Origin of the sequence: Flavobacterium sp. ov086, from assembly GCF_900187965.1 — a bacterium.
Lineage (GTDB): Bacteria > Bacteroidota > Bacteroidia > Flavobacteriales > Flavobacteriaceae > Flavobacterium.
Genome location: NZ_FZNL01000016.1, coordinates 102,920 through 127,104, shown reverse-complemented (window position 1 = coordinate 127,104; position 24,185 = coordinate 102,920). Strand labels below are relative to the sequence as shown.

Annotated in this window: 27 protein-coding genes; 15 read left to right on the top strand and 12 right to left on the bottom strand. The window is 33.7% G+C overall.

All coding sequences use genetic code 11. From position 1 onward, the window contains the following. Positions 1 to 145: 145 nt before the first annotated feature. From thiC to CHB81_RS17265, 8 genes are all read left to right on the top strand, one after another. Positions 146 to 1,969 carry a phosphomethylpyrimidine synthase ThiC gene (thiC, locus tag CHB81_RS17300; RefSeq protein ID WP_089353097.1) on the top strand — a complete coding sequence of 608 codons (1,824 nt, stop codon included), beginning with the start codon at positions 146 to 148 and terminating at the stop codon, positions 1,967 to 1,969. Between the two features lie 36 nt (positions 1,970 to 2,005). After that, entirely contained in the window at positions 2,006 to 2,605 is a 600-nt protein-coding gene (locus CHB81_RS17295; RefSeq protein ID WP_089353096.1) for a thiamine phosphate synthase, read from the top strand. Beyond that, complete coding sequence (locus tag CHB81_RS17290) at positions 2,572 to 3,327, top strand: hydroxymethylpyrimidine/phosphomethylpyrimidine kinase (RefSeq protein ID WP_089353095.1); 756 nt, start codon at positions 2,572 to 2,574, stop codon at positions 3,325 to 3,327. Before CHB81_RS17295 ends, CHB81_RS17290 begins: the two co-directional genes overlap by 34 nt. Continuing rightward, entirely contained in the window at positions 3,317 to 3,955 is a 639-nt protein-coding gene (locus CHB81_RS17285) for a thiamine phosphate synthase (protein WP_089353094.1), read from the top strand. The genes CHB81_RS17290 and CHB81_RS17285 overlap by 11 nt, the downstream gene beginning before the upstream one ends. Continuing rightward, complete coding sequence (locus CHB81_RS17280) at positions 3,936 to 4,712, top strand: thiazole synthase (RefSeq protein ID WP_089353093.1); 777 nt, start codon at positions 3,936 to 3,938, stop codon at positions 4,710 to 4,712. Before CHB81_RS17285 ends, CHB81_RS17280 begins: the two co-directional genes overlap by 20 nt. 117 nt (positions 4,713 to 4,829) lie before the next feature. Beyond that, the gene (locus tag CHB81_RS17275) at positions 4,830 to 5,210 is read left to right on the top strand and encodes a GxxExxY protein (protein ID WP_089353092.1); all 381 of its coding nucleotides are present in this window, start codon (positions 4,830 to 4,832) and stop codon (positions 5,208 to 5,210) included. Positions 5,211 to 5,300: 90 nt separating this feature from the next. Then, complete coding sequence (gene thiH / locus CHB81_RS17270) at positions 5,301 to 6,443, top strand: 2-iminoacetate synthase ThiH (protein ID WP_089353091.1); 1,143 nt, start codon at positions 5,301 to 5,303, stop codon at positions 6,441 to 6,443. Between the two features lie 76 nt (positions 6,444 to 6,519). Then, complete coding sequence (locus tag CHB81_RS17265) at positions 6,520 to 7,230, top strand: HesA/MoeB/ThiF family protein (protein ID WP_089353090.1); 711 nt, start codon at positions 6,520 to 6,522, stop codon at positions 7,228 to 7,230. Here CHB81_RS17265 and CHB81_RS17260 read toward each other — a convergent pair. The 4 genes from CHB81_RS17260 to CHB81_RS17245 form a co-directional block, all read right to left on the bottom strand. Further along, entirely contained in the window at positions 7,227 to 8,021 is a 795-nt protein-coding gene (locus tag CHB81_RS17260; RefSeq protein ID WP_089353089.1) for an MOSC domain-containing protein, read from the bottom strand. The two genes, CHB81_RS17265 and CHB81_RS17260, sit on opposite strands and share 4 nt — an antisense overlap. Before the next feature lie 2 nt (positions 8,022 to 8,023). Further along, entirely contained in the window at positions 8,024 to 8,662 is a 639-nt protein-coding gene (gene aat / locus CHB81_RS17255; protein ID WP_089353088.1) for a leucyl/phenylalanyl-tRNA--protein transferase, read from the bottom strand. A 180-nt stretch (positions 8,663 to 8,842) separates the two neighbouring features. Further along, positions 8,843 to 9,214, bottom strand: coding sequence for a DUF3127 domain-containing protein (locus tag CHB81_RS17250; protein ID WP_089353087.1), 372 nt, complete (start codon positions 9,212 to 9,214; stop codon positions 8,843 to 8,845). Between the two features lie 30 nt (positions 9,215 to 9,244). Then, complete coding sequence (locus CHB81_RS17245; protein ID WP_089353086.1) at positions 9,245 to 10,120, bottom strand: flavin reductase family protein; 876 nt, start codon at positions 10,118 to 10,120, stop codon at positions 9,245 to 9,247. Between the two features lie 162 nt (positions 10,121 to 10,282). Here CHB81_RS17245 and CHB81_RS17240 point away from each other — a divergent pair, with 162 nt between their 5' ends. Then, complete coding sequence (locus CHB81_RS17240) at positions 10,283 to 11,434, top strand: PAS domain-containing sensor histidine kinase (RefSeq protein ID WP_089353085.1); 1,152 nt, start codon at positions 10,283 to 10,285, stop codon at positions 11,432 to 11,434. A gap of 122 nt (positions 11,435 to 11,556) precedes the next feature. On the opposite strand, the gene CHB81_RS17235 is transcribed toward CHB81_RS17240, so the two are convergent. Beyond that, on the bottom strand, positions 11,557 to 11,943 hold the full coding sequence (locus CHB81_RS17235) for an HIT family protein (protein ID WP_089353084.1): 387 nt from the start codon (positions 11,941 to 11,943) through the stop codon (positions 11,557 to 11,559). Between the two features lie 75 nt (positions 11,944 to 12,018). After that, complete coding sequence (greA, locus tag CHB81_RS17230; protein WP_089353083.1) at positions 12,019 to 12,495, bottom strand: transcription elongation factor GreA; 477 nt, start codon at positions 12,493 to 12,495, stop codon at positions 12,019 to 12,021. Between the two features lie 155 nt (positions 12,496 to 12,650). On the opposite strand from greA, the gene CHB81_RS17225 reads away from it, so the two are divergent. Then, positions 12,651 to 13,064 (top strand): hypothetical protein, encoded by a 414-nt coding sequence (locus CHB81_RS17225; protein WP_089353082.1) that lies wholly within the window; start codon positions 12,651 to 12,653, stop codon positions 13,062 to 13,064. Between the two features lie 57 nt (positions 13,065 to 13,121). Here CHB81_RS17225 and CHB81_RS17220 read toward each other — a convergent pair whose 3' ends face one another. The 5 genes from CHB81_RS17220 to CHB81_RS17200 all read right to left on the bottom strand — a co-directional run bounded on the left by CHB81_RS17220 (position 13,122) and on the right by CHB81_RS17200 (position 19,453). Beyond that, entirely contained in the window at positions 13,122 to 15,314 is a 2,193-nt protein-coding gene (locus CHB81_RS17220) for a TonB-dependent receptor (RefSeq protein ID WP_089353081.1), read from the bottom strand. 283 nt (positions 15,315 to 15,597) lie between these two features. Further along, entirely contained in the window at positions 15,598 to 16,002 is a 405-nt protein-coding gene (gene arfB, locus CHB81_RS17215) for an alternative ribosome rescue aminoacyl-tRNA hydrolase ArfB (RefSeq protein ID WP_089353080.1), read from the bottom strand. Beyond that, entirely contained in the window at positions 16,002 to 18,116 is a 2,115-nt protein-coding gene (locus CHB81_RS17210) for a DUF4301 family protein (protein WP_089353079.1), read from the bottom strand. The genes arfB and CHB81_RS17210 overlap by 1 nt, the downstream gene beginning before the upstream one ends. Then, positions 18,077 to 18,700: a nicotinamide riboside transporter PnuC gene (gene pnuC, locus CHB81_RS17205; RefSeq protein WP_089353078.1), complete on the bottom strand. Its 624-nt coding sequence runs from the start codon at positions 18,698 to 18,700 to the stop codon at positions 18,077 to 18,079. The genes CHB81_RS17210 and pnuC overlap by 40 nt, the downstream gene beginning before the upstream one ends. A gap of 24 nt (positions 18,701 to 18,724) precedes the next feature. Continuing rightward, positions 18,725 to 19,453, bottom strand: a complete 729-nt coding sequence (locus CHB81_RS17200; RefSeq protein ID WP_089353077.1) for a geranylgeranylglyceryl/heptaprenylglyceryl phosphate synthase — start codon at positions 19,451 to 19,453, stop codon at positions 18,725 to 18,727. Positions 19,454 to 19,546: 93 nt separating this feature from the next. Here CHB81_RS17200 and CHB81_RS17195 point away from each other — a divergent pair, with 93 nt between their 5' ends. The 3 genes from CHB81_RS17195 to CHB81_RS17185 all read left to right on the top strand — a co-directional run bounded on the left by CHB81_RS17195 (position 19,547) and on the right by CHB81_RS17185 (position 20,931). Further along, positions 19,547 to 20,143, top strand: coding sequence for a Crp/Fnr family transcriptional regulator (locus CHB81_RS17195; RefSeq protein ID WP_089353076.1), 597 nt, complete (start codon positions 19,547 to 19,549; stop codon positions 20,141 to 20,143). Between the two features lie 81 nt (positions 20,144 to 20,224). Beyond that, a complete protein-coding gene (locus CHB81_RS17190) occupies positions 20,225 to 20,512 on the top strand; it encodes a hypothetical protein (RefSeq protein WP_089353075.1) in 288 nt (95 codons plus the stop codon). Continuing rightward, positions 20,509 to 20,931 carry a group III truncated hemoglobin gene (locus CHB81_RS17185; RefSeq protein WP_089353074.1) on the top strand — a complete coding sequence of 141 codons (423 nt, stop codon included), beginning with the start codon at positions 20,509 to 20,511 and terminating at the stop codon, positions 20,929 to 20,931. Before CHB81_RS17190 ends, CHB81_RS17185 begins: the two co-directional genes overlap by 4 nt. Positions 20,932 to 20,941: 10 nt before the next feature. Here CHB81_RS17185 and CHB81_RS17180 read toward each other — a convergent pair whose 3' ends face one another. Continuing rightward, positions 20,942 to 21,604: a 4'-phosphopantetheinyl transferase superfamily protein gene (locus CHB81_RS17180; RefSeq protein ID WP_089353073.1), complete on the bottom strand. Its 663-nt coding sequence runs from the start codon at positions 21,602 to 21,604 to the stop codon at positions 20,942 to 20,944. Positions 21,605 to 21,940: 336 nt separating this feature from the next. Here CHB81_RS17180 and ahcY point away from each other — a divergent pair, with 336 nt between their 5' ends. Further along, entirely contained in the window at positions 21,941 to 23,257 is a 1,317-nt protein-coding gene (ahcY, locus tag CHB81_RS17175; protein ID WP_041516432.1) for an adenosylhomocysteinase, read from the top strand. A gap of 449 nt (positions 23,258 to 23,706) precedes the next feature. Continuing rightward, positions 23,707 to 24,180, top strand: a complete 474-nt coding sequence (locus tag CHB81_RS17170; RefSeq protein ID WP_089353072.1) for a hypothetical protein — start codon at positions 23,707 to 23,709, stop codon at positions 24,178 to 24,180. The last annotated feature ends 5 nt before the right edge of the window (positions 24,181 to 24,185 follow it).

Below are 24,185 nucleotides of genomic sequence, written 5' to 3'. Positions count from 1 at the left end.
ATAAATTTCAAAAATTAAAATCCAAATTCCAATTAACATGCACCCCTTAAACAAGTTGCTGTACGTCTCTACAGAAAACAGCATATAAAAACACAATCTACATCAACCTGAAACTTGAAACAAGAAAAACTTTAAACTTCCTTTTATGACTACAGAAGAACAAATTTCCAGAACCCCTTTTCCTAACTCCAAAAAAGTATATGTAAACGGAGAAATTCACCCGATAAAAGTCGCTATGCGCGAAGTTATTCTAAGCGATACCAAACTTTCAAATGGTGGAATCGAGAAAAACCCACCAATAACTATTTACGATACATCTGGTGCTTACACTGATCCAAACATTGAAATCGACATTAGAAAAGGATTACCCCGCTTGCGCGAAAATTGGATTCTAGACCGAAATGATGTCGAAATCCTAAACGAAATCTCTTCTGATTACGGACAAACCCGTCTAAAAGACGAAAGTCTAAACCATCTTAGATTCGAATATTTGCATCAGCCAAAAAGAGCAAAAAAAGGTGCCAACGTAACACAATTATATTACGCAAAACAAGGCATTATAACTCCCGAAATGGAATATATCGCTATCCGCGAAAACCAACGCATCGAGCTTTTGAACGAACAAACCAAAGCAATGCAATGCCAACATGCCGGACATAGTTTTGGGGCAAACACTCCAAAAAGCAAAATAACACCTGAATTTGTCCGAAGCGAAGTAGCTTGCGGAAGAGCCATAATTCCGAACAACATCAACCATCCCGAAAGTGAACCTATGATTGTAGGACGTAATTTTTTGGTAAAAATAAATGCTAATATCGGAAACAGCGCTGTAACTTCAAGTATTGAAGAAGAAGTTGAAAAAGCTGTTTGGGCTTGCCGCTGGGGCGCTGACACAATAATGGATTTGTCTACTGGAAAAAATATTCACGAAACCAGAGAATGGATCATTCGTAATTCACCGGTTCCAATTGGTACAGTTCCTATTTATCAAGCCTTAGAAAAAGTAAAAGGAATCGCCGAAGATTTAACCTGGGAAGTTTTCCGTGACACACTTATCGAACAAGCAGAACAAGGAGTTTCTTATTTCACGATTCACGCGGGAGTTTTACTGCGATACATTCATTTAACGGCTGATCGTGTTACGGGAATCGTTTCTCGCGGCGGATCAATTATGGCAAAATGGTGTTTATTCCATCACAAAGAAAACTTTTTATACACTCATTTCGAAGAAATCTGCGAAATCATGAAACAATATGATGTTGCGTTTTCATTAGGCGACGGTTTACGTCCGGGTTCTATTGCCGACGCAAACGATGCTGCTCAATTTGCAGAACTTGAAACTTTAGGCGAACTGACTAAAATTGCATGGAAACACGATGTGCAAGTTTTCATAGAAGGTCCAGGTCACGTGCCAATGCACATGATTAAAGAGAATATGGACAAACAATTAGAACATTGCAGTGAAGCTCCTTTTTACACACTTGGACCATTAACAACAGATATTGCACCGGGTTATGACCATATCACATCGGCAATTGGAGCCGCAATGATTGGCTGGTATGGCTGCGCAATGTTATGTTATGTAACACCAAAAGAACACCTTGGTTTACCTAATAAGAAAGACGTTAAAGATGGTGTGATCACTTATAAAATATCGGCTCATGCTGCTGATTTAGCCAAAGGTCATCCAGGTGCGCAATATCGTGATAATGCCTTGAGTAAAGCACGTTTTGAATTCCGTTGGGAAGATCAGTTCAATTTATCATTGGATCCGGACACTGCAAGAGAATTTCACGATGAAACCCTTCCTGCCGATGGTGCAAAAGTTGCTCATTTCTGTTCGATGTGCGGACCGAAATTCTGTTCAATGAAAATATCTCAGGAAATTCGCGATGTCGCAGCAGCCGAAAAAGGTATGCAGGAAAAATCAGAAGAGTTTATCGAGCAAGGAAAAGAGATTTATATTTAAGAGAAGAAATAGAAGAAAGAATAAAGAGAAAAAATTATGATCGTAATTACAAATCCTTCTTCAATTGCTAATGAAATCAGCATTATTGCTTCTTTATTTGAGGAAGGATTGTCTTTGCTTCATATTCGGAAACCTGATTTTTCTGAGGTTGAAATGGCTCGATTTCTTCATCAAATAAAAATGGAATTTAGAACTAATTTGGTTTTACATAGTCATCATCAATTGGCAGAAGATTTTGGTATTAACAGGATTCATTTCTCTGAAAAGGCAAGAAAAAATTCTCATGAGTCTCCTGCAAGATTTTCAAAACCTTGTAGGTATTCAACATCAACACATTCAATTGAAGATTTCAATTCATTATCGACTGAATTTGATTATGCCTTTCTGAGTCCTGTTTTTACAAGTATTTCCAAGGAAGGTTATCATCCGACAGAAAACCTTTTTGAAGCCTTAAAATCAAGAACAAATAACAACACAAAAGTGGTCGCTTTAGGCGGAATTAATTCCGAGAACATTCAAAAAACTCTTGAGAACGACTTTGATGACATAGCTCTTTTAGGAAGTATCTGGAACAATGAAAACCCAATAAAACAATTCAAATTATGTCAGAAAATCGCCCTTTCGTTCTCAGTATAGCCGGTTTTGATCCAACTGGCGGAGCTGGTGTTTTGGCAGACATCAAAACATTTGAACAGCATCAGGTTGTGGGCTTTGCAGTTTCAACAGCCAACACTATTCAAACTGAAAATAAGTTCTATGATATTGAATGGACGAGTTTGAGTTTTGTAATTCGCTCTATTGAAACGTTATTTGAAAACTATAAAATCAAAAGCGTTAAAATCGGGATTGTTCCTTCTTTACATTACTTAAACCGAATTCTTTCGACGATTAAATTACTATCTCCAACTACCCAAATTGTTTGGGATCCGGTCTTAAAATCAACCACCGAATTTGAATTCACAACTATCGAAGATCGTTTAGACTTAAATAAAATTCTATCAAAAATAGATTTAATTACACCCAATTATAATGAAATTGAGGTTTTATTTCCAGGCTTTATTTCTGATAAACTTTGGTTACTAAATGAAATCCCAACTAATATTTTATTAAAAGGAGGTCATAATTTAGATGAAATTGGTACTGATAGATTATTCCTTGCAAATGAAATTATAGATTTATTACCCACAGAAAAAAAATGCTATGAAAAACATGGTTCAGGCTGTGTTTTATCAACAGCAATCGCCGCAAATCTGGCATTGAATCAAACTCCAAAAGAGGCTTGTAAAAATGCTAAAACCTACATAGAAAAATACCTGAGTTCAACACCAAATTTAATCGGATATCATCATGTACAATAAATTACAATACATCTCACAAGGAAAAACCATCGAAGAACAATTGTATAATATTCATCAGGCTCTGGACGCCGGATGTGATTGGATACAAATGCGTTTCAAAAATCAAACTGCCAAAGATACTTTTGCATTAGCTGAAGCTGTAAAGTTTTTATGCGAAGAATATCTCGCCAATTTCATTGTGAACGATAATCTTTATCTGGCACAACAAATTGCTGCTGATGGCGTGCATTTGGGTTTAACCGACATGAATATTGCGGAAGCAAGAGCAATTCTGGGAAACACAAAAATCATTGGCGGAACAGCCAATACCTTTGAAGACATTGAAAATCACTTTAAAAATGGCTGTGATTATATTGGTCTTGGTCCGTTTCAATTTACAAAAACCAAAGAAAAACTAAGTCCTATTTTAGGATTATCAGGATACTTTGAAATCTTCGAAAAAATGAGACAAAACAATCTCAAAATTCCTGTTTATGCCATTGGCGGAATCACTTTAGAAGATATAAATCAATTAATGGAAACTGGAATTCACGGAATCGCAGTTTCCGGAATGATTACTAAAAGTGATCAGAAAGAAAAATTAATTCAACAACTCAACGAAAAATTATATGCAAACGTCATTGTTTAACATTGGTGATAAAACCTTTAAATCTCGTTTGTTTTTAGGAACGGGAAAATTTGGTTCAAACCTTGAAATGGAAGAAGCTATTCTGGCTTCAGAAAGTGAATTAGTTACTGTCGCCTTAAAACGTATCGATCTCGAAACAGAAACTGATGCTATTTTATCGCATTTAAAACATCCAAACATCAATTTATTACCAAATACTTCGGGCGCTAGAAATGCAAAAGAAGCTGTTTTTGCCGCTCAATTAGCACGTGAAGCATTAGAAACAAATTGGATAAAACTAGAAATTCATCCAGATCCAAAATACCTAATGCCAGATCCAATCGAAACTTTAAAAGCAACCGAAGAATTGGCTAAGCTTGGCTTTTTTGTATTGCCTTACATTCATGCAGATCCCGTTTTGTGTAAACATTTAGAAAATGCAGGAACAACAGCCGTTATGCCTTTAGGTTCTCCAATTGGCAGCAATAAAGGTTTAAAAACTATCGATTTCTTAGAGATTATTATCGAACAAAGTACTGTTCCTGTTATTGTAGATGCTGGAATTGGCGCTCCTTCCGACGCTGCAAAAGCAATGGAAATTGGTGCTGATGCTGTTTTGGTGAATACTGCAATTGCCGTTGCCGGAAACCCAAAATTAATGGCCGAAGCTTTTAGAGAAGCTGTAATCGCAGGTCGAAAAGCTTTTGAGGCTAAAGTCGCAAATCAACACAATTATGCTATTGCTTCTAGTCCCTTGACCTCATTTTTATATGACTAAAATTATTTCACGCAGATTTTTGCAGATTTAAGCAGATTAAAAATGATTTAATTATTTACCTGTCTTAAAAAAGAAAGAAAATTCTTTAATTTTGATTCGAACTTAAATTAAAGAATTATGACTGAAAATGAAATATCATATGTAGCAAGAGGAGCTATTTTTAAAGTATATAATAATTTGGGACCTGGGTTATTTGAATCCGTTTATGAAAGTGCTTTGTTCTATGAATTAACAAAAGCCAATTTAGAAGTTCAAAAACAAATCGAAATTATAATTCCTTATGAAGAAATCATACTGGATCCTGCTTTTAGAATTGATCTTTTAGTAGAAGACAAAGTAATAATTGAATTAAAATCTGTTGAAGATTTAGCTCCAATACATTACAAGCAACTTTCTACTTATTTAAGGCTCACAAATAAAAAGTTAGGCCTACTTGTAAATTTCAACACTCTAAATATACTAGATGATATAAAACGAATTGTCAATAAAATAAAGTAAACAGATAAGCATATTTATAAAAAAAATTAAGATCATTTTTAATCTGCTTAAATCTCCAAAAATCTGCGTGAAATAAAAACACACAACACAATGAAAACATTCAAATCTGTATTTGAAAACTACGATTGGGATACCATACAATCGAAAATATACCAGACTACTTCTAAAGAAGTCGAGCATGCTTTGGCAAAAACCAAACGCAATCTCGATGATTTTTTAGTTTTGATTTCTCCTGCTGCCCAAAACTACTTAGAGCAAATGGCGCAGCAATGTCATGAAATCACCAAAAAACGTTTCGGGAAAACAATACAAATGTATGCCCCACTCTATTTAAGCAATGAATGCCAGAACATTTGTACCTATTGCGGTTTTAGTTTAGATAATAAAATCAAACGAAAAACACTTTCTGATGCTGAAATTAAACTTGAAGTCGAAGCTCTGAAAAATACCGGTTTCGATCATGTTTTATTGGTAACCGGCGAAGCAAATTATACGGTAAATATTAATTATTTCCTGAATGCAATTGCTTTAATCCGAGAACAATTTTCTATTATTTCTGTTGAAGTTCAACCACTTTCTACCGAAGATTATGAGCGTTTGCACGATGCCGGAGTTTATTCGGTTTTAGTATATCAGGAAACGTATCATCAGGAAGTCTATAAAAAATACCATACAAAAGGCAAGAAATCAAACTTCGATTACAGACTGGAAACTCCTGACCGAATTGGAACTGCAGGAATTCATAAAATTGGTTTAGGTGTTTTATTAGGTTTGGAAGATTGGCGAACGGATAGCTTTTTTAATGCTTTGCATCTGGATTATCTTCAAAAGAAATATTGGCAGACTAAATATTCCGTTTCGTTCCCGAGATTACGCCCTGCAGAAGGAATTATTGAGCCGAATTTTATTATGGATGATAAGGATTTAACACAGCTTATTTGTGCATATCGTTTGTGGAATGAAGATTTAGAAATTTCAATTTCGACACGTGAAAATGAAAAATTCAGAAATAATATTATTCCGATTGGAGTTACAAGTATGAGCGCAGGTTCAAAAACAAATCCAGGTGGCTATGTTGTTGATCCGCAATCATTGGAACAATTTGAAATTAGCGACGAACGTTCTGCAGAAGAAATAGCACAAATAATAACCAATTCCGGTTACGAACCCGTTTGGAAAGATTGGGACAAAATATACAGTCATAAAGTCGAAAGTCTTAAAGTTGAAAGGTAAGATGCTTTTATTTCAATTCTGACTTTCAATATAGACTTTAAGACCTTCGACTTTCAAACTTTAAGACTTAAATTAAATGAGTATTATACAAGAATTTTTACGTTACAACAGACAAACTATATTACCGGAAATTGGTGATGAAGGTCAGGAAAAACTCAAAAAAGCAAGAGTTTTAATTATTGGCGCCGGAGGTTTAGGATGTCCAATTTTACAATATATTTCGACTGCTGGTGTTGGTTTTATTGGCATAATGGATTTTGATACTATTGAGATTCACAACCTGCACAGACAAATTTTATATACCGAAAATGAAATTGGAAAAAGTAAAGCACTTGTTGCTAAAGAAGTAGTTTTAAAACTAAATCCATTAATTGAAGTTGAAACCATAAATGAAAAATTGACAGCCGAAAACGCAAGCCAAATTATTGATAAATATGACATTATTGTTGATGGCTCAGACAATTTTACTACACGTTATTTGGTTAATGATACCTGTGTTGCATTACAAAAGCCTTTGGTTTACGGAAGTATTCTAAAATTTGAAGGACAAATCGCTGTTTTTAACCACAATGGAAGTAAAACTTTACGTGATTTATTTCCAGAAATGCCAGATCCTAAAGATGTCCCGAATTGTAATTTGAATGGCGTTTTAGGAACTTTACCCGGAATTATTGGTACTATGATGGCACATGAAACTCTAAAGTTAGTTTTAGAACTACCAACTTTAAAAAACGAATTGGTTCTCTTTAATACTTTAAACTGGAACTTTACAAAATTGAATTTCTAGAATACCAGTTCATCTCCAACCTTAATAATTCCGCTGTTTAAACTTACTATATTGGTTCCGAATAAAACAGAATTATTAAAATTTCTGTATTTGCTCAACGTTTTTAAAGGTTCTTTTTTTACGATACCTTTCTGCGGATCATTATTTACCATAATACATCTTCCGCAAGGTTTTACGTTTTTAAAATCAACTTCTCCAATCTTAAAAGTATCAAAATCATCTTCTTCATGAGGAATTTCACTGCTTATCACAATATTAGGACGAAATCTCAAAACAGTGATTTTATCATCTAGTTTTTCATTTAAAAAATCCAAACTTTTTGTTCCAATCATTAAATATGGATATCCGTCAGCAAGACTAACATTGAAGGTTTCTTTTAATCTTGAACTCTCGTGTTTACGATCTCCACTTTTAATGATTTTCATCAATTTACATTGAAAGCCTAAACGGTCACTAAACCATTTTGAAGTGGCAGAATTTACCTCAACAACTTCGCTTTTATCGTCCCAAACATTCACCTCTATTGGATTTTCTAAATGTTCGGCTGTAGAAAATTCATGCTTTTGATCCTGAAAAGTAATGCTAATTTTTCCATCTGAAATTTGCGGATAAAACTGACTTAGAATAGGATATTCTCTTTGTGTTATAAATTGATTTTCAGCATCAACCAGCATCCATCTGCGATCGTGCTCGAATCCCATTTCTTCAGCGAAAGCATTCTGACAACTAATTCCGGCTAAACTTTTTATCGGATATATATAAATCTCTTTTACAGTATAAATTGTGCTCATTACTACTTATTTTCTAAAATAAACATAAATTCTTCACGATCAATTTCGCGACAACCCAGACTCTCTAAATGCGGGTTGTAAACCTGACAATCCAAAAGCTTGTAATTTTCTTTCTCTAAATAATTGACCAAAGCAATAAAAGCAACTTTTGAGGCATTTGACACTTTCGAAAACATACTTTCTCCACAAAAAACATGTCCTAAATCAATACCATACAACCCTCCTACTAAAACATCATCTTGCCAAACCTCAATAGATTTTGCAATTCCTTCTTCATTTAATTTGCAATACGCATCGATCATTTCATTTGAAATCCATGTTCCATTTTGACCATCGCGTTTTATTTTTTGGCAATTCGAAATCACTTCTTTAAAGCTTTTATTTAAAGTCACCTTAAACTGATTCCGGTTTAATATGTTTCTCATACTTTTAGACACAATCAACTCATCCAAAAACAAAACCATTCTTGGATCTGGTGCCCACCAAAGGATCGGTTCCCCTTCATTAAACCAAGGAAATACTCCGCTTTTGTAAGCCAATTTCAATCGCTCCGGATTTAAATCACCGCCAACTGCCAGAATTCCTTCTTCATCAGCTTCTGAAACGGGAGGAAAAAATAGTTCTTCACGTACGTAATACATCTTTATAAAATAATCAATTTTTTAAATTCCAATTATAAATGAAATTCCAATACTCAAATTCCAAATTCCAAATGCTTGATCAAAGAATCTTTGATCAAGTGTCTTCAAAAACAAAATTCCAAATTCCAACTGCATGAAAATGAATTGGAATTTGGAATTTATTTTTTGGAATTTAAACTCTTAGAAAGGTAAATCGTCCGGTTCGTCTTCGTTTAAATTAGTTGCCGGAGCAAAAGTTTCTGCTGTTGGCATTGGTGGCGTTTGTGCAGGACCTTCTGGTGCTAATCTTTCGATTCTCCAACCTTGAATACTATTGAAATATCTGGTTTCTCCTTGTGGATTAACCCATTCTCTTCCTCTTAAATTGATAGAAACTTTTACTGCCTCTCCTTGTTTGTAGCTACTTAATAAATCGCATTTATCTTGTGTAAATTCGATCAAAATATGCTGTGGATACTGCTCATCTGTGGTAACAACCAACTCTCTTTTTTTGAATGCAGCACTAACTTGTTGCTCTGGGTTAACCACTTTTACTTTTCCTGTAACTTCCATCTTCTTCTATATTAATTATTGTTTCTTTTCTTATTTCTTAGCTAAAAGCACTTTCCAAGCCGATGAAATATCATCTTTATTCAGGTATTTTTTGGCTTCTAAGTGTATTTTTTCCTGATCGTCTGAGCTTAGAACTCCTTTTACAGAAAAATTTTCTTTCACAAATATACTAACTTCTTCCGTTGTAGGCAAGGCTTCAATGTTACCTAATTTTCCAAGATCATTTCCGTCAAATACGGAACTTTCCCTGATATAATTCGGAATCGCATCTACACCAACTCCCAGAGTAGTCAATGGTTTTGGAACTTCAAAAAGTCCTTGATTTGACCTTGAATACCAATTGCTTCCCAATCTTGAAACCAAGTCAATTTTATGCTGATCGATTGCTCCGTTTTCATCTAAAATAGCTTCGTGAATATGCATTTTTACAACTTCACATAATACCAAATTTCCTGCTCCACCTTCAGTTCCTAATGGAATAATCTGCGTAACCTTACATTCAAACTGCACCGGAGATTCTTTTACACGATACGGCTTTACTAAATCTGACGGAATTTGCGTTAATCCGGCTTTTATAAATTCATTTATTCCTTCAGCATATTCTGTACTTGCTAATGAAGTTTGCTGTACCAAATCATAATTTACAACATTTATTACTACTTCACGCGTTGCTTCAACATTAATTAAAGTGTGTTTTACAGTATTGTCTCGCACTCTTCGTGCCGGCGAAAAAACCAAAATTGGCGGATTGGCACTAAATACATTAAAGAAGCTAAAAGGTGATAAATTCGGAATCCCTTTTGCACTAATTGTACTTGCAAATGCAATTGGTCTTGGTCCGACAGCACTTTGCAAATAACCATGCAATTTAGCTGTTGGTATCTCTTTTGGATCGATACTAATCATACTTTTTTGGTTTAACCGAATCTCGTTTCGGAAAGTACAAAAGTAGAGAAATGGTTTCTGCCAAAGAAATACTTTCGGGCTTAAAAACAAAAAAAATCTTTAGGCACTCATAAAATATTAAATGTGTTTATTTCGTTATATTTATACCTCAAAAAATAATTTATGTCTTTTTCCGAAAGAAGAAATACAACCCGCTGGATTATTGTTTCTATTTCCTTTCTAATCATTTCTTTGATTCTCTGGAATACCTATACCTTTTTTCAAATTTTCAAAAATGAGGAACGTCTTAAAATGAATCTTTGGGCTAATGCTCAAAAGACATTGGTTAATGCAGATGAAAATACAGATTTAGATCTTCCGCTGGACATTCTCAACAATAATACATCTGTACCTGTAATGCTAACGATGTATGATAAAGTGATCAGTTCTGTAAATGTTCCCGAAGAAATACTGGCTGACGAGAACAAATCAATGAAGTATCTAAAAAATTTAAAAAGCGAAAACGAACCTATTATTATTGAATTTGCCCCCGGTAGAGTTCAACAAGTCTATTATGGAAATTCGGCATTATTGAATAAACTCAAATATTACCCGATTGCTTTACTGCTTATTATCTTTTTGTTTGGCGCTTTGATTTACAACTTCTACAGAAGTACTAAGATGGCGACTCAAAACAAACTGTGGGCAGGAATGGCAAAAGAAACTGCACACCAAATTGGTACACCATTATCTTCCTTAATTGGCTGGGTCGAGATTTTAAAAACCGAAGAAATTGATCCTTCAATAACATCTGAAATAGAAAAAGATATTGAGCGATTACAAACAATTACCGATCGTTTTTCTAAAATTGGATCTGTTCCTGTTTTAGAAGAACATGATATTATTATCGAAACCCTGAATACTTATAAGTATTTACAATCTCGTTTCTCTAAGCAGGTTGCTTTCTCTTATCATGCACCCGAAGAACCAATTTTCGCCATGATAAACCCAATTTTACACAGTTGGACAATTGAAAATTTAGTAAAAAATGCCATTGATGCCATGAAAGGAAAAGGAACTCTGGATCTTCAGATTGAGCAGGATGTACATCATGTAAAAATTAATGTAAAAGATTCCGGAACCGGAATTTCTAAAAACCAGTTCAAAACAATTTTTGAGCCCGGCTTCACAACCAAAAAACGTGGCTGGGGATTAGGACTTTCTTTAACCAAAAGAATAGTGGAAGAATATCACCGTGGAAAAATAAAAGTTTTACATTCTGAAATTGGCAGAGGAACTACATTTCAGATTTCTCTAAATAAAAAAGTGCAGTAAATCTCTTTACTGCACTTTACTTATTTTATTAGTGAACATTTTTTGTCAGGTTGAGCGAAGTCGAAACCCTTTTATGTTCAATCGGAGTCGGACTTCGACTTCGCTCAGTCTGACAATAGGCTTTACAAATTCGCCTGAATACTTTTCGCCAAAGCCTCAAATTCTTCTTTAGAAAGCGATACTTTATTATGAAAACGCATTTCATCCATTTCGTTTAACGGAATCAAATGAACGTGTGCATGAGGAACTTCTAATCCAACAACTGCCATTCCTACTCTTTTGCAAGAAACTGTTTTCTCTAAAGCAATTGCAATTTTCTTAGAAAACTTCATTAACCCTAAATACAATTCATCTTCCATATCAAAAATCTTATTGATTTCTTGTTTTGGAATACAAAGTGTGTGTCCTTTAGCATTTGGATTTACGTCTAAAAAAGCCAAATAATTATCGTCTTCAGCAATTTTATAAGAAGGAATTTCTCCGTTTACTATTTTGGTAAATATGCTCATTGTGTAATCGTTAATTTGGTGAATCGTTTAGTTTCTTAACCGATTAAACAAATAAACGGTTAAACATTAAAAAACTTAGTCTCTTGTGATTTCTAATATTTCGAATTTCAAAACTCCGTTTGGCACTGTGATTTCTGCAACTTCACCAACTGATTTTCCAAGTAAGCCTTTTCCAATAGGAGAAGTTACTGAGATTTTTCCAGTTTTCAAGTCAGCTTCACTTTCGGCAACAAGTGTATATTTCATTTCCATTCCGTTGCTTTGATTCTTAATTTTTACATTAGAAAGCACCAATGCTTTTGAAACATCTAATTGTGATTCATCAATTAATCTCGCATTAGAATACACTTCTTCCAGTTTATTAATTCTCATTTCTAACAAACCTTGCGCTTCTTTTGCTGCATCATATTCGGCGTTTTCAGATAAATCACCTTTATCTCTTGCTTCTGCTATATCTTGAGATGCCTTAGGACGCATTACACTTTTTAAATGCTCCAACTCATCTTTCAACTTTTTTAATCCTTCTGCGGTATAATAAGATACTTTACTCATAACTTCATCGTTTATATAAATACAAAAAATCCCATCGGGACGGGATTTTGTATTACAAATATACTATTATTTTTAATAGTACATAATTATATGTTAATCATATAAATTTCAAACCTAAATAATTTATTTTTGTTTCACTAATTCTTATTAAAATAATGAAAAAAATCTGGCTCATAATCGTATTTGTTTCTGTACTTTTCTCTTGTAGCGATAATAACAAAAGCAATAAAAATCCTAATATCCCTAGTTATTCTATTAATTTGTCTGTAGATATGAATCTGCCGGCTTATTCAAATCTTAAATTTCCGAGCAATGCTGTCATCATTCCTAACTATGGAGCAAAAGGTGTTATTATTTTTAATGCCGGAAGCGGCTATAATGCATTTGATGCTGCTTGTCCAAATCAAGCCATAACAGCATGTACCGCTATGACAATAGATGGTATAAATGCCGTTTGTTCTTGTGATAAATCGTCTTACAGTTTATTTACCGGACTTGGCGGCAAAGAATATCCACTGAAACAATATCGTGTTGAAGTTATAGGAACTGTAATTCGCGTTTACAACTAAACAAAAAAAAGCCTGAAAATTTAAAATCTTCAGGCTTTTTTATTTTCCAGAAATCCTCTAGAATTTCAAAGTCAATCCGGCAAGGAAATTAATTCCCGCCTGAGGATAATAATATGGGTAAACATCCCACATATATCCGTTTGAAACATACTTTTTGTCCAGAATATTATTTACTAAACCAGTAATCATAATTGATTTAAAGATTGATTTCGGCTTAATTTCATAAGAAACATTCAAATCATTTACAAAATAGTCTGCTAGTTTTGCGGCAGGCAATTCAATATTATTCATATATTGTTCTCCAACATATTTTTGCAACAAAGAAAGATGTAAACTTTCAATTGGGCTGTAAACAATAATGTTTCCGGCAATAACCGATGGTGAATACGCAATATTTGTTGTTCCGTAATACTGACCTTCTACTGCTAAATCAACATTTTTATTACTGCTTAAAGTAAAATTAGGTCTTAGAATAAATTTTTTTGAAAGCTTTATTGTAGCATCAACTTCTAATCCTAATCTATAACTTTTTTCAGTATTGGCACGTATTGGAGATCCAACATCATCAAGTCTTCCTGTTAAAATCAATTGATCTCTGTATCCCATATAATACACGTTTGAAGTCAATTGAAATTTCTCAGAATTGAATCTCCAGCCTAATTCAAAATCATTTAACTTCTCCGGTTTTGCATGTCCGCCTTCGTAATCTGTTCTGTTTGGTTCACGATTCGCTCTTGCGTACGAAAAGTATAAGGTACTTTTTTGATTGATCTCGTAGTTTAAACCTGCTTTCGGATTAAAGAAATTAAAATTATCATCAACCACACCCGTTTCTGCGCTATTAGCTTTATATTTTACATTTCGATATTGTAAATCACCATAGAAACTCAGTTTTTCAGTGAATTGATAGTTTGCTTTCGCAAAAACATTACCATCAGTTTTGGTTGAGAAATCATCATAATAATGATCTCCCAATTCAGACTGGTCAGAATATCTTGCCCAAATTACTTTACCATAATGGTCTCCTTCATATTTATTCCATCCTCCGCCAAGGATCGCATCAAATTTTTCGTCTTTATATTTCACAGAAAAAGTTGTTCCGTAAAAATCATTGTCCAACCATTTCTGACGAATTAGATCAGTTCCCGGAACTAATTCTCCCAAGTCATTCTCTACCATTTTAGTTGGCTTAATTGGTCCATATCCTTCAACTGGCTCATTATACTTGTAATTTTCGTAATAACCTTTTCCTTTTGTATAATGTAAAGCTAAGTTCGTACTCCATTTATCTGAAAAAGACTCATTCCAATGCAATTGATAATGATCTTGTTGGTAATTATCAGTTTCGTTATTATAGAAATGAACATTTCCTGCCTCGTCTTTATACTTCCCTGCCGAATTATAAGTACGATCTGAATTTAATGTCTCAGCGTCAATTCCGTTCCAGGATTGGTATGTTTTTTCTGTTCCTCCAAAAACCAATGCTTTAATCAAGGTTGTTTTTCCGATATAAGTTCCCTGAAGAAAATATGATTTTAGATCAGAACTTGCACGATCTATATAACCATCAGATTTAAGGGTAGACAAACGTCCCGCTAATTCAAAATGATCATTTAATAAACCTGTGCTGAATTTTACTGTATTTTTGTTTGAATTAAAACTTCCGTAGGAACTCGATATTTCTCCAGTTGGTTTAGAAGCATAATTATCTGTTAGCATGTTCAAACTTGCTCCAAAAGCAGCGGCACCATTTGTAGAAGTTCCAACACCGCGCTGTAATTGTAAACTCTCTACAGAAGAAGCAAAATCCGGCATATTCACCCAAAAAGTTCCTTGACTTTCAGCGTCGTTATATGGAATTCCGTTTATAGTCACATTTACTCTTGTTGCATCACTACCACGCACTCTGATTCCGGTATAACCAAAACCATTTCCCGCATCCGAAGTCGTTACAACTGATGGCAAATAGTTCATTAAAATTGGAATATCCTGACCCAGATTTCTATATTTAATGTCTTTTTTATCCATATTGCTAAAACTTACAGGCGTTTTGGTAGTAACACGAACTGCTGAAACCAACACATCATCAAGTTTATTGACCTTAGTAGAATCCTGCTCTTGTGAAATGGAAGAAAGAGAATAGAAGAAAGAGAATAGAATTAGGAAAAACGTTTTGTGTTTTTTCGCCTTTGTACTTTTGTACCTTTGAACCTCAGCACCTATAAAAGCACCTTTTAAAATAGTTTTCATCCGTAAAAAATTACGAATAAAAGGGGGAATTATTCTTTTTGTTAAATTAGTAAATGTTTCACAACAAAGTATAGTGTATACACTAAATTTGTCGTTTTTTCCCTTAGCAACATTACTTGCTCAGGTTCTTTGGGTATGATCTCAGCTCGTTATTTAGAGCACCCCTTTGAGACAATGCAAATGTAAAGTTAAAAATTCCAAAAATCAAATTCCAAATTCCAAAAATTACAGATTGAGATTAAATTCAAAAACTATAAATTGGATTTTATTCGGAATTAAGATTTTAATCTAGGTTTGGTTTTCTGCGGGATTGCTTTATTTCAGAAATATTCTTTTTATCCTTAATTCGTTTTTTAATTACCGATTTCGGAATCTTAGTAGCTTTACGAATTTTAGGGACAAACAATCCCTTTTTGATGATTTCAAGGAATCTTTTTATAACAATTTCTTTGTTTTTAAGCTGACTTCTGTCTTCGTCACAATTTAAAATCAGAATGTTTTCAGTTGTTAATCGTGATGCAATATTAGTGTACAAAAGTAATTTTTCCTCATCAGATAAAGCCTGAGAAGTATTTAAATCAAAAGTCAAAACTACCTTTGACGAAACTTTATTCACGTTTTGTCCACCGGCACCACTACTTCTAACAGCCTTAAAACTTAACTCTGATATAATTTTATCTATATCCATTATTGTGGCTGGTGTGCTGGTTTTAATAAATCATTTACAGTTTTTACGGGATTAAAAGTAATCAATGGCACGGCCACAAAGACAGTCAGCCAGTTTGCCATTGCACCATTCCATAATCCTGGCAGTTCGTAGCTTTTTACTGTTTTGCCGTCTACATTTTTCTCTACGATAAAACCTGCATTTTGATCTACAAATTGTAGTAAATCAAACTTTTGGTTTTTATAATTCCTAATCCCGCAAACTAAATCTACCGGATTGAAATGTGTAGCTTCAGCTAAAACTTTTTGTTGCTTTTTACTTTCTATATCAACTTGAGAGCTCTCTACAATTTGAAGACTTACTACGCCATGATCATTCATCACCCAGAATGGGCCTCCGCCAGGTTCTCCTTCATTTTTAACCATTCCGCAAACGCGAATTGGCCTATCCAGCAATTCTTTAATTTTATCAATTTTGTTTTCGAAAGTAAACTTATTAAAATCTTCTGTAATTTCGATATTTAACTTTTTGGTCAAAAACTTAACAATTTCAACTAAAGAATCTTCTTTTATTTCCTGCTTATCAATCGCTTTTAAATAATTAAATACTCTTTGTTGATTTTCTATTAAAATTCCGGCTAAAGCCTTCTTGTATAATGTAGTTTCTTCAATATGATTTTGAATCACATTGTCAATATTCTTTATAAAAATAACATCTGAATCAAGATTACCCAAATTTTCAATCAATGCTCCATGCCCTCCCGGTCTAAAAACCAGATCTCCATTTTGATCTCTGAAAAGTTTATTTTTTGAATCAATAGTAATAGAATCAGTTGCTTTATTTTGATAAGAATAACTAATATCAATTTTAGTTTCTGAATGTTCTTCTACCTTATCTTTAACCAATTCTACAGCTTCTTCAAATAAATTTTGATGTATTTCAGAAACAGTAAAATGCAAGTGAGAAACTTGATTTGATGTTGCATAATGCACACACTCATTCAAATGTTCCTCTATTGGGTTTGCAATATGTGTATTGTATTTATGAAAAGGTAAAACTGCTTTTGGTTTATTAGCAAAATTAAAATAGTCCGAAGACATTAATAATTTTATAAAATAATAGTTTTTATAATTTCTATCTAAAGTTTCAAAATCAGAATAAATCTCTTTTAGCTTCTTATCTATAGCTTCAAAAAACGGAAACTTCTCCATTGCAACAATAAAAATTGGCAATTCTTTGTCTTTTTTTCTGTTGATATAAGCATTTATTGTTTCTTTTTCAACTTCGAAATCATTCAAAAATGATTTCAAAAACTTAAACATTCTTGTTGCTGCACCAGAAGCCGGAACAAATTTATTTAATTTTAAATGCTCTCTCTGGCTGTCAAAAAAAGCTGCTTTTTCTTCAAAATCCACATTTAATAATTCTACAATTCCGTTACCAATAGTTGCCGGACTTATCAAACTACTTTTTAAAATTCCTTTCTTTAAAATCTTAAATTGTTTGATTATATTCTGGAACGGAATTCCATGCTCATAAATCTGAATGAAATCGTCTGATGTGAAATTACGCTCTTTAGCCATAGTTAAATCATTGATAATAGCTGTAGCTTTTACCAATCGACATTCTTTATCTCCGGAAAGTGTTATAAAAGGTTTTTTAGTATTAATAAGTGTTTGTTTAAAAACCGAAAACACACTTTCTCTACCATCCGGAGTATCTCTAATATCGTCCTTTTCCCAAGGAACATCAATATCTGTAAGGAAAAACAAATCGTATTCATGCTCTAAGGCCGCTTCATGTAATAACGGATCTGAGAAACCATAATACATTTCAGAAAAAACCTTAGTAACCATTAAATTAGTATCGCAAAACAAATATTTGTTTGCTGTAGTAAGCTTTTCATTTTCTAATGCAACTTGTCCGTATGCAATAGGCATCATATCATCAGCTACACAAATATGCTGATTCTCTTCCCATTTTTCTTGTAAATAATCACGTGCAAATTCCGGAACCCATTCGGTTTCATAGTATTCTGCAAGTTGTTTTGCCAATGTGGTTTTTCCTGTACTTTCAGGACCAAATAAAGCAATTTTTATGATAGCTGTTTTTTGCTGTCTAAGATCTTTCTCCATTCTAAATAAGCTGAAATAGCCAAAATTGTAAAAATTAAATATTGAAGTGACAACATCCCTAAGCCTCGATAAGCATAAAGTGGCACGACAATAATATCACCTATAATCCAAAGTGTCCAGTTTTCGATTTTTTTTCTGGCCATATACCACATTCCTGCAAAAAATATTCCAGACGAAATCATATCAATATAATTGTCTTTTTTTATCTCGTAATCAAAAAATTTATAAATTCCGAAAACTACAAAAACAGTAACAATAAATAGTACGATTCCAATTATTTTTTCATTAAAATTCGTGCGGGTAATTGGTAAATTATCCTCTGTTGTTCCGCCTTTTCCCCAAACATACCAGCCATAAATACTCATAATCGAGAAATACCCATTGATAATCATATCCCCAATATATCCCGCGACATATAGTAGATAAACGGATATTACTGTGGCGATTAAACCTGTAGGATATACCCAAATATTTTCTTTTTTAGCAAACCAAACGCTCAATATTCCGCAAACAAAAACCAAAAATTCTAAAGCAATATGCCATAATGGTGCGTTTTTATAACTATCGAGAAAAAAATCAATCATTTTGGGTTTGTTTTGGTTGTTGTATTACGATTCAAAAAAATGACTATTGTTTTCAAAAGCAGTTCCTATAACTACTAAATCAGCACCGGCATTGTACGCATTTTGAATTCCGTGCAAATCTACAATTCCTCCTCCAACAATTATAGGAATATTAATATTTTGAGCAATTAACTGTATCATTTCCAGCGGAACGGCATTCTTTGCTCCGCTTCCAGCCTCGAGATAGATTAATTTATTTCCTAACATTTCGCCGGCTTGTGCAGTTGCCAAAGCCAAATCAAAATCTTCTCGATTAAGCGGTTTTGTTTTACTAACCCTTGCAACGGCAGTTTCATTGCCACTTTCGATTAAAATATAACCTGTAGAAATAACTTCGAGATTCGTTTTTTTAAGAATTGGTGCTGCCTGAACCTGATACTCTATTAAATAATCCGGATTGCGACCAGACAATAAAGACAAGAACAAAATAGCATCGGCCTGAGGTGAAATCTGCGACGGATTTCCCGGGAATATCACAACGGGCAAATTGGTGTTTTGTTTTAATTGTGCAATTAAATCTTCCAAGATCGTTGATTCAACAATACTTCCTCCCACAAAAATATGTGTTGCAGGAGATTGATTTATCTTCTGTAATAAATGGTCTAAATTTCCCCAGACAATTTTATCCGGATCTAAAAGTATAGCCAATAATTTTTGCCCATTTCTTTTAGCCTCTAAAATCTGCTGGTGTATATTGCGTAATTTTTGCTGCATAATCGGCGTAAAAGTAAAAGATTTTTAATGTAGAAGAACTATTTTGAATAATTATATTTGTGTAATCTCTTTTGATAACCAAGAAACAAAATTATGATTGCAATTGATTTATTGGAGAAATATGGCGCTCTGAAGAAATTTTTCGCTAAAAACGAAATTATTTTTGAAGAGGGAAATCTGCCAACACATTATTATCAAATTGTTTACGGTGAAGTAAAAATGAGCAATTATAATGACGATGCCCGCGAATTTATTCAAGGAATCTTTTACAAAGAACAGTCTTTTGGAGAACCGCCTTTGTTTTTAAATCAAAAATATCCTGCTAACGCCATTGCGGTTGAAGATGCAGAAGTTCTGCTTCTTCCTAAAAGCAGTTTTATGAAATTACTGGAAGAAAACGCTGCAATTAGTATCAAAATCATCGAAAATCTAGCACAACGCTTGTATTATAAATCGGTTATGGCAGCCGAAATGTCTACACAGGAACCGGAACATCGTGTTTTGAAATTAATCGATCACGGAATTGCCTATTTTAATTTTAAAAAAGACGAAAACGGCTACCTCATCAGTTTTACAAGACAGCAAATTGGAGATTTAACCGGCTTGCGAGTCGAAACAGTAATTAGAACCATAAAAGCTTTGGAAAAAAAAGGTGTTTTGAAGATCATAAACAGGAAAGTATACCGATAAAATAGTTCTTGTTTTATGATTAAAATCATAAAATAGAGCTGTATAGCGCATGTACCTTTGTAGTATAAAAATCTCAATATCATGACACTATATCAAACAACATTCGAAAATTTCAATAAAAATTATATGGGTTCTGCTGCAATGGCTGTAATTGGTCAAAGCTGCTTAGGTGGCGCAGCTGCAATGTATATTCTTTCTCACGGAACCTCTATTGGACAAATGATTCAATTGGCAATTATTGTTTTGGCTTGTGTTTTTGCCAACACTTCTATTTTAGCGCAAATGAAACATAAAGTGGTTTTTAACCTTATTATTTTAAGTGCACTATTAAGTGTTTTACTTATATTTCTGAATAGTTTTATATTATGAGAAAACAAATAGAAAATAGAACTGATGTCGAATTTTTAGTACATCAGTTCTATGCTAAAATAAGAGCCGATGAAGAAATTGGTTTTTATTTTAATACAATGATTAAAGACTGGGATTCGCATCTGGAAAAGCTGACTGATTTTTGGGAAACTAATTTGTTTGCCGTTAAAAAATACAAAGGCAATCCGCATGCGGTGCACAATGAAGTCGACGCACATTTTGAAAACTCAATTACTTCGGTTGTATTTGGGATATGGCTGAACTATTGGGCTCAGACTTTAGACGAACATTTTGAAGGCGAAAATGTAGAAACATTAAAAAGACGTGCCCGAAAAATGGGAACTTTCTTGTTTGTGAGCATGTTTGAACATCGACAAAAGATAGCGGAAGCTTCTCTGAAAACTGACTATGGAAACTGAGACTAAAAAATCACTTCTCAAAAGCATAAACCAAAGTAAAATCCTGTCCTGAAGTACTTGATTTTATTTCTTCATAGTGCACATTAAATTCTATTACCAAATCATTAAAATGAAGACTGGCTTCGGTCTGATTTTTATCTAATGAAAAAGCGTCAATGCTAATATGATCTTTAAAACTGATTCCTTTTTCATTTCTAATTTTAAATATGGCTTCTTTTGCACCCCAGATTACAGTAAGCTCTCTAATATAATCGGCAATGTTTTGAGTTGTTGAGTTTCGGGATAAATAACTGTTTTCGGTATCGACAAACTTATCAGCGATTCTAAGAATTTTTTCGCGTTGCAATTCCATATCTATTCCAACTGTTTCGTCGCTGATTATTATCGCTGCAAAATCATGCGAATGTGTGATTGAAATATAATTATGACAATCAAAATACGGTTTCCCAAACTCATCATAATGCAATTCGTGATCTGTAAAACCCATTTCCTGTATTAACATACGAACGCTCAAAAAAGCACGTTGATGCATTTGTGACTTCATGCCGTCTAGACGAAGCTGCGTTTTTTCTTTTAAAACTACTTTGCTCAATAACTCCTCAAAAGATTCGGTTATTTGCCAAACTAAGATTTTGGTAGTTTCATTGAATTGTATGGTTTGAAATAAAGGCATTCTTTTTTAATTATGAATTATGAGTTTTAAGTTATGAATTATTTTCCTGATTTGAAAATGGAGCTTCTAATTTAACGTCTGGTCTTTCTAGCTCTGATGGTCCCGAACTATCGGGAGGCATCCTTTTTCTGTCCTCCGCGGCGGACAGGAAAAGATATAGCGGACAGCAGGAAATAGCTCCTCACTTTCATGATTAGCTTTTGACAACAAAATTATTTAGCTAAAGTTCAAAAGATTAAGAAATTAAACATTTCACAAATCTTACAGAAAGTAGTCAAAATTAAAAACCTATTCCGTAAATTTGCAAAAATTTTACAATATACAAATATACTATAAATGAGTACTACAACTACGCCTTTTGTGGCTTTCAAAGTAAAAGACATCTCTCTAGCGGCTTGGGGAAGAAAAGAAATTGAATTAGCTGAAGCTGAAATGCCAGGTTTAATGGCACTTCGCGCTGAATATAAAGACGAACAACCTCTTGCAGGTGCTCGTATTGCTGGATGTTTACACATGACTATCCAAACTGCAGTTTTGATCGAAACTTTAATCGCTCTTGGTGCAGAAGTTACTTGGTCTTCTTGTAACATTTTCTCTACTCAGGATCAGGCTGCTGCTGCTATTGCTGCTGCAGGAATCCAGGTTTATGCTTGGAAAGGTCTTGATGAGCAATCATTTGACTGGTGTATTGAGCAAACTTTATTCTTTGGTGAAGACAGAAAACCATTGAACATGATTCTTGATGATGGTGGAGATTTAACTAACATGGTTATTGACCGTTTCCCAGAATTGGTTCCTGGAATTAAAGGATTGTCTGAAGAAACTACAACTGGAGTTCACAGACTTTACGAAAGAGTAAAAGCCGGAACTTTACCAATGCCTGCAATCAACATTAATGACTCTGTTACTAAATCTAAATTTGATAACAAATACGGATGTAAAGAATCTGCTGTAGATGCTGTACGTCGTGCAACTGACTTAATGTTAGCTGGAAAAAGAGTTATCGTTTGTGGATACGGTGATGTTGGAAAAGGAACTGCTGCTTCTTTCAGAGGTGCTGGATCTATTGTAACAGTTACTGAAATTGACCCAATTTGTGCTTTACAAGCTGCAATGGACGGTTACGAAGTTAAAAAATTAAACACTGTAATTGCTAATGCTGATATCATCATTACAACTACAGGAAATAAAGATATCGTTCTAGGATCTCATTTCGAGCAAATGAAAGACAAAACTGTTGTTTGTAACATCGGACACTTTGATAACGAAATTGATATGGCTTGGTTAAACAAAAACCACGGTGCATCTAAAATCGAAATCAAACCACAGGTTGACAAATATACTATCGCTGGAAAAGACATCATCATTCTTGCTGAAGGTCGTTTAGTAAACCTTGGTTGTGCTACAGGTCACCCAAGTTTTGTAATGAGTAACTCATTTACAAACCAAACTTTGGCACAAATCGAATTATGGAAAAATAGTGCTGCTTACAACAATGACGTTTACATGTTACCAAAACATTTAGATGAAAAAGTTGCTGCTTTACACTTAGCTAAATTAGGAGTTGAATTGGAAACTTTACGTGACGATCAGGCTGCTTATATTGGTGTTCCAGTTGAAGGTCCTTTCAAACCAGAATACTACAGATACTAGTAATTTTAAGATTTAAGATTGTAGATCTTAGATTTTTAATACATATTTCAAACCCGATAGTTTTTATAAAACTATCGGGTTTTTTGTTTTAGTTGTTTTTGTGTCAAATTTAAAATTCGAGCGTAACGTCAAACCTGAAACCTGAAACAAAAGAATAATTATCTGGGCGTGCCACCATTTAAAAAAAGGCCTTACTATACTTTACGTTCATTGGCCTTTTCTTAAAAGCTGTCGGGCTATCCGTGCTACTTCGGTAGCTTCCTCCTATCCCTCACGCAAACGTTGCTATAAACCCGACAGGTTTTAAAAACCTGTCGGGTTTATTATATAGAAAACATTTCATCTACATTTCACTTTCTACATCTCTCCTCAAAAACCTTAAAATTAATCAGATATTTTAGCATCCATTTTTAAATATTAAGCATATTTTTGAAAACCAAAACCAAAATATGAAAAACCTATTTATTGTATTCACAGTAATGATTATGCCAATTTTTGCGAATGCACAAAGCTTTAATCCATCACAACAAGTACTACTACATGGAACTGTAATGGGAATAGATGAAAAGGCTCCGCAATTAGTTCAACTACCAACCATGAAACCAATTGTTACTCTAAATCACGTCGAAAAAGCAAAAGCCAAACTAGCAAGAGAGGAACAAAAGCTAATAAAAATAGCAAGAAAAGCCTGGGACAAAGAAGATGATTTGAAAAAAGAACAAGACCAATTAAAAACTCTTGAAAATGCTTCACAAAATAACAATGATGCTGATCATCAAAAAAAGATTGAAGCATTAAAAAAGCAAATCGCTAAATCTCAGGAAAAAGTAAATCAAGCAAAAATAGAAGTCGAATTAGAATCAAAAAAAGTTGAAGATCTCGAAAAAGCGATAGACGACGCAAAATATACAAGACACGACTAAAACTA

Coding starts and splice junctions, on each gene's coding strand:
- CHB81_RS17170 (WP_089353072.1), top strand. CDS start 23,707: ATGAAAAACCTATTTATTGTATTCACAGTAATGATTATGCCAATTTTT.
- CHB81_RS17265 (WP_089353090.1), top strand. CDS start 6,520: ATGAGTATTATACAAGAATTTTTACGTTACAACAGACAAACTATATTA.
- CHB81_RS17210 (WP_089353079.1), bottom strand. CDS start 18,116: ATGGAGAAAGATCTTAGACAGCAAAAAACAGCTATCATAAAAATTGCT.
- CHB81_RS17200 (WP_089353077.1), bottom strand. CDS start 19,453: ATGCAGCAAAAATTACGCAATATACACCAGCAGATTTTAGAGGCTAAA.
- CHB81_RS17245 (WP_089353086.1), bottom strand. CDS start 10,120: ATGATTAGTATCGATCCAAAAGAGATACCAACAGCTAAATTGCATGGT.
- CHB81_RS17185 (WP_089353074.1), top strand. CDS start 20,509: ATGAGAAAACAAATAGAAAATAGAACTGATGTCGAATTTTTAGTACAT.
- CHB81_RS17240 (WP_089353085.1), top strand. CDS start 10,283: ATGTCTTTTTCCGAAAGAAGAAATACAACCCGCTGGATTATTGTTTCT.
- arfB (WP_089353080.1), bottom strand. CDS start 16,002: ATGGATATAGATAAAATTATATCAGAGTTAAGTTTTAAGGCTGTTAGA.
- CHB81_RS17285 (WP_089353094.1), top strand. CDS start 3,317: ATGTACAATAAATTACAATACATCTCACAAGGAAAAACCATCGAAGAA.
- greA (WP_089353083.1), bottom strand. CDS start 12,495: ATGAGTAAAGTATCTTATTATACCGCAGAAGGATTAAAAAAGTTGAAA.
- thiC (WP_089353097.1), top strand. CDS start 146: ATGACTACAGAAGAACAAATTTCCAGAACCCCTTTTCCTAACTCCAAA.
- CHB81_RS17290 (WP_089353095.1), top strand. CDS start 2,572: ATGTCAGAAAATCGCCCTTTCGTTCTCAGTATAGCCGGTTTTGATCCA.
- CHB81_RS17225 (WP_089353082.1), top strand. CDS start 12,651: ATGAAAAAAATCTGGCTCATAATCGTATTTGTTTCTGTACTTTTCTCT.
- pnuC (WP_089353078.1), bottom strand. CDS start 18,700: ATGATTGATTTTTTTCTCGATAGTTATAAAAACGCACCATTATGGCAT.
- thiH (WP_089353091.1), top strand. CDS start 5,301: ATGAAAACATTCAAATCTGTATTTGAAAACTACGATTGGGATACCATA.
- CHB81_RS17235 (WP_089353084.1), bottom strand. CDS start 11,943: ATGAGCATATTTACCAAAATAGTAAACGGAGAAATTCCTTCTTATAAA.
- CHB81_RS17280 (WP_089353093.1), top strand. CDS start 3,936: ATGCAAACGTCATTGTTTAACATTGGTGATAAAACCTTTAAATCTCGT.
- CHB81_RS17220 (WP_089353081.1), bottom strand. CDS start 15,314: ATGAAAACTATTTTAAAAGGTGCTTTTATAGGTGCTGAGGTTCAAAGG.
- CHB81_RS17260 (WP_089353089.1), bottom strand. CDS start 8,021: ATGAGCACAATTTATACTGTAAAAGAGATTTATATATATCCGATAAAA.
- CHB81_RS17295 (WP_089353096.1), top strand. CDS start 2,006: ATGATCGTAATTACAAATCCTTCTTCAATTGCTAATGAAATCAGCATT.
- CHB81_RS17250 (WP_089353087.1), bottom strand. CDS start 9,214: ATGGAAGTTACAGGAAAAGTAAAAGTGGTTAACCCAGAGCAACAAGTT.
- aat (WP_089353088.1), bottom strand. CDS start 8,662: ATGTATTACGTACGTGAAGAACTATTTTTTCCTCCCGTTTCAGAAGCT.
- CHB81_RS17180 (WP_089353073.1), bottom strand. CDS start 21,604: ATGCCTTTATTTCAAACCATACAATTCAATGAAACTACCAAAATCTTA.
- ahcY (WP_041516432.1), top strand. CDS start 21,941: ATGAGTACTACAACTACGCCTTTTGTGGCTTTCAAAGTAAAAGACATC.
- CHB81_RS17195 (WP_089353076.1), top strand. CDS start 19,547: ATGATTGCAATTGATTTATTGGAGAAATATGGCGCTCTGAAGAAATTT.
- CHB81_RS17190 (WP_089353075.1), top strand. CDS start 20,225: ATGACACTATATCAAACAACATTCGAAAATTTCAATAAAAATTATATG.
- CHB81_RS17275 (WP_089353092.1), top strand. CDS start 4,830: ATGACTGAAAATGAAATATCATATGTAGCAAGAGGAGCTATTTTTAAA.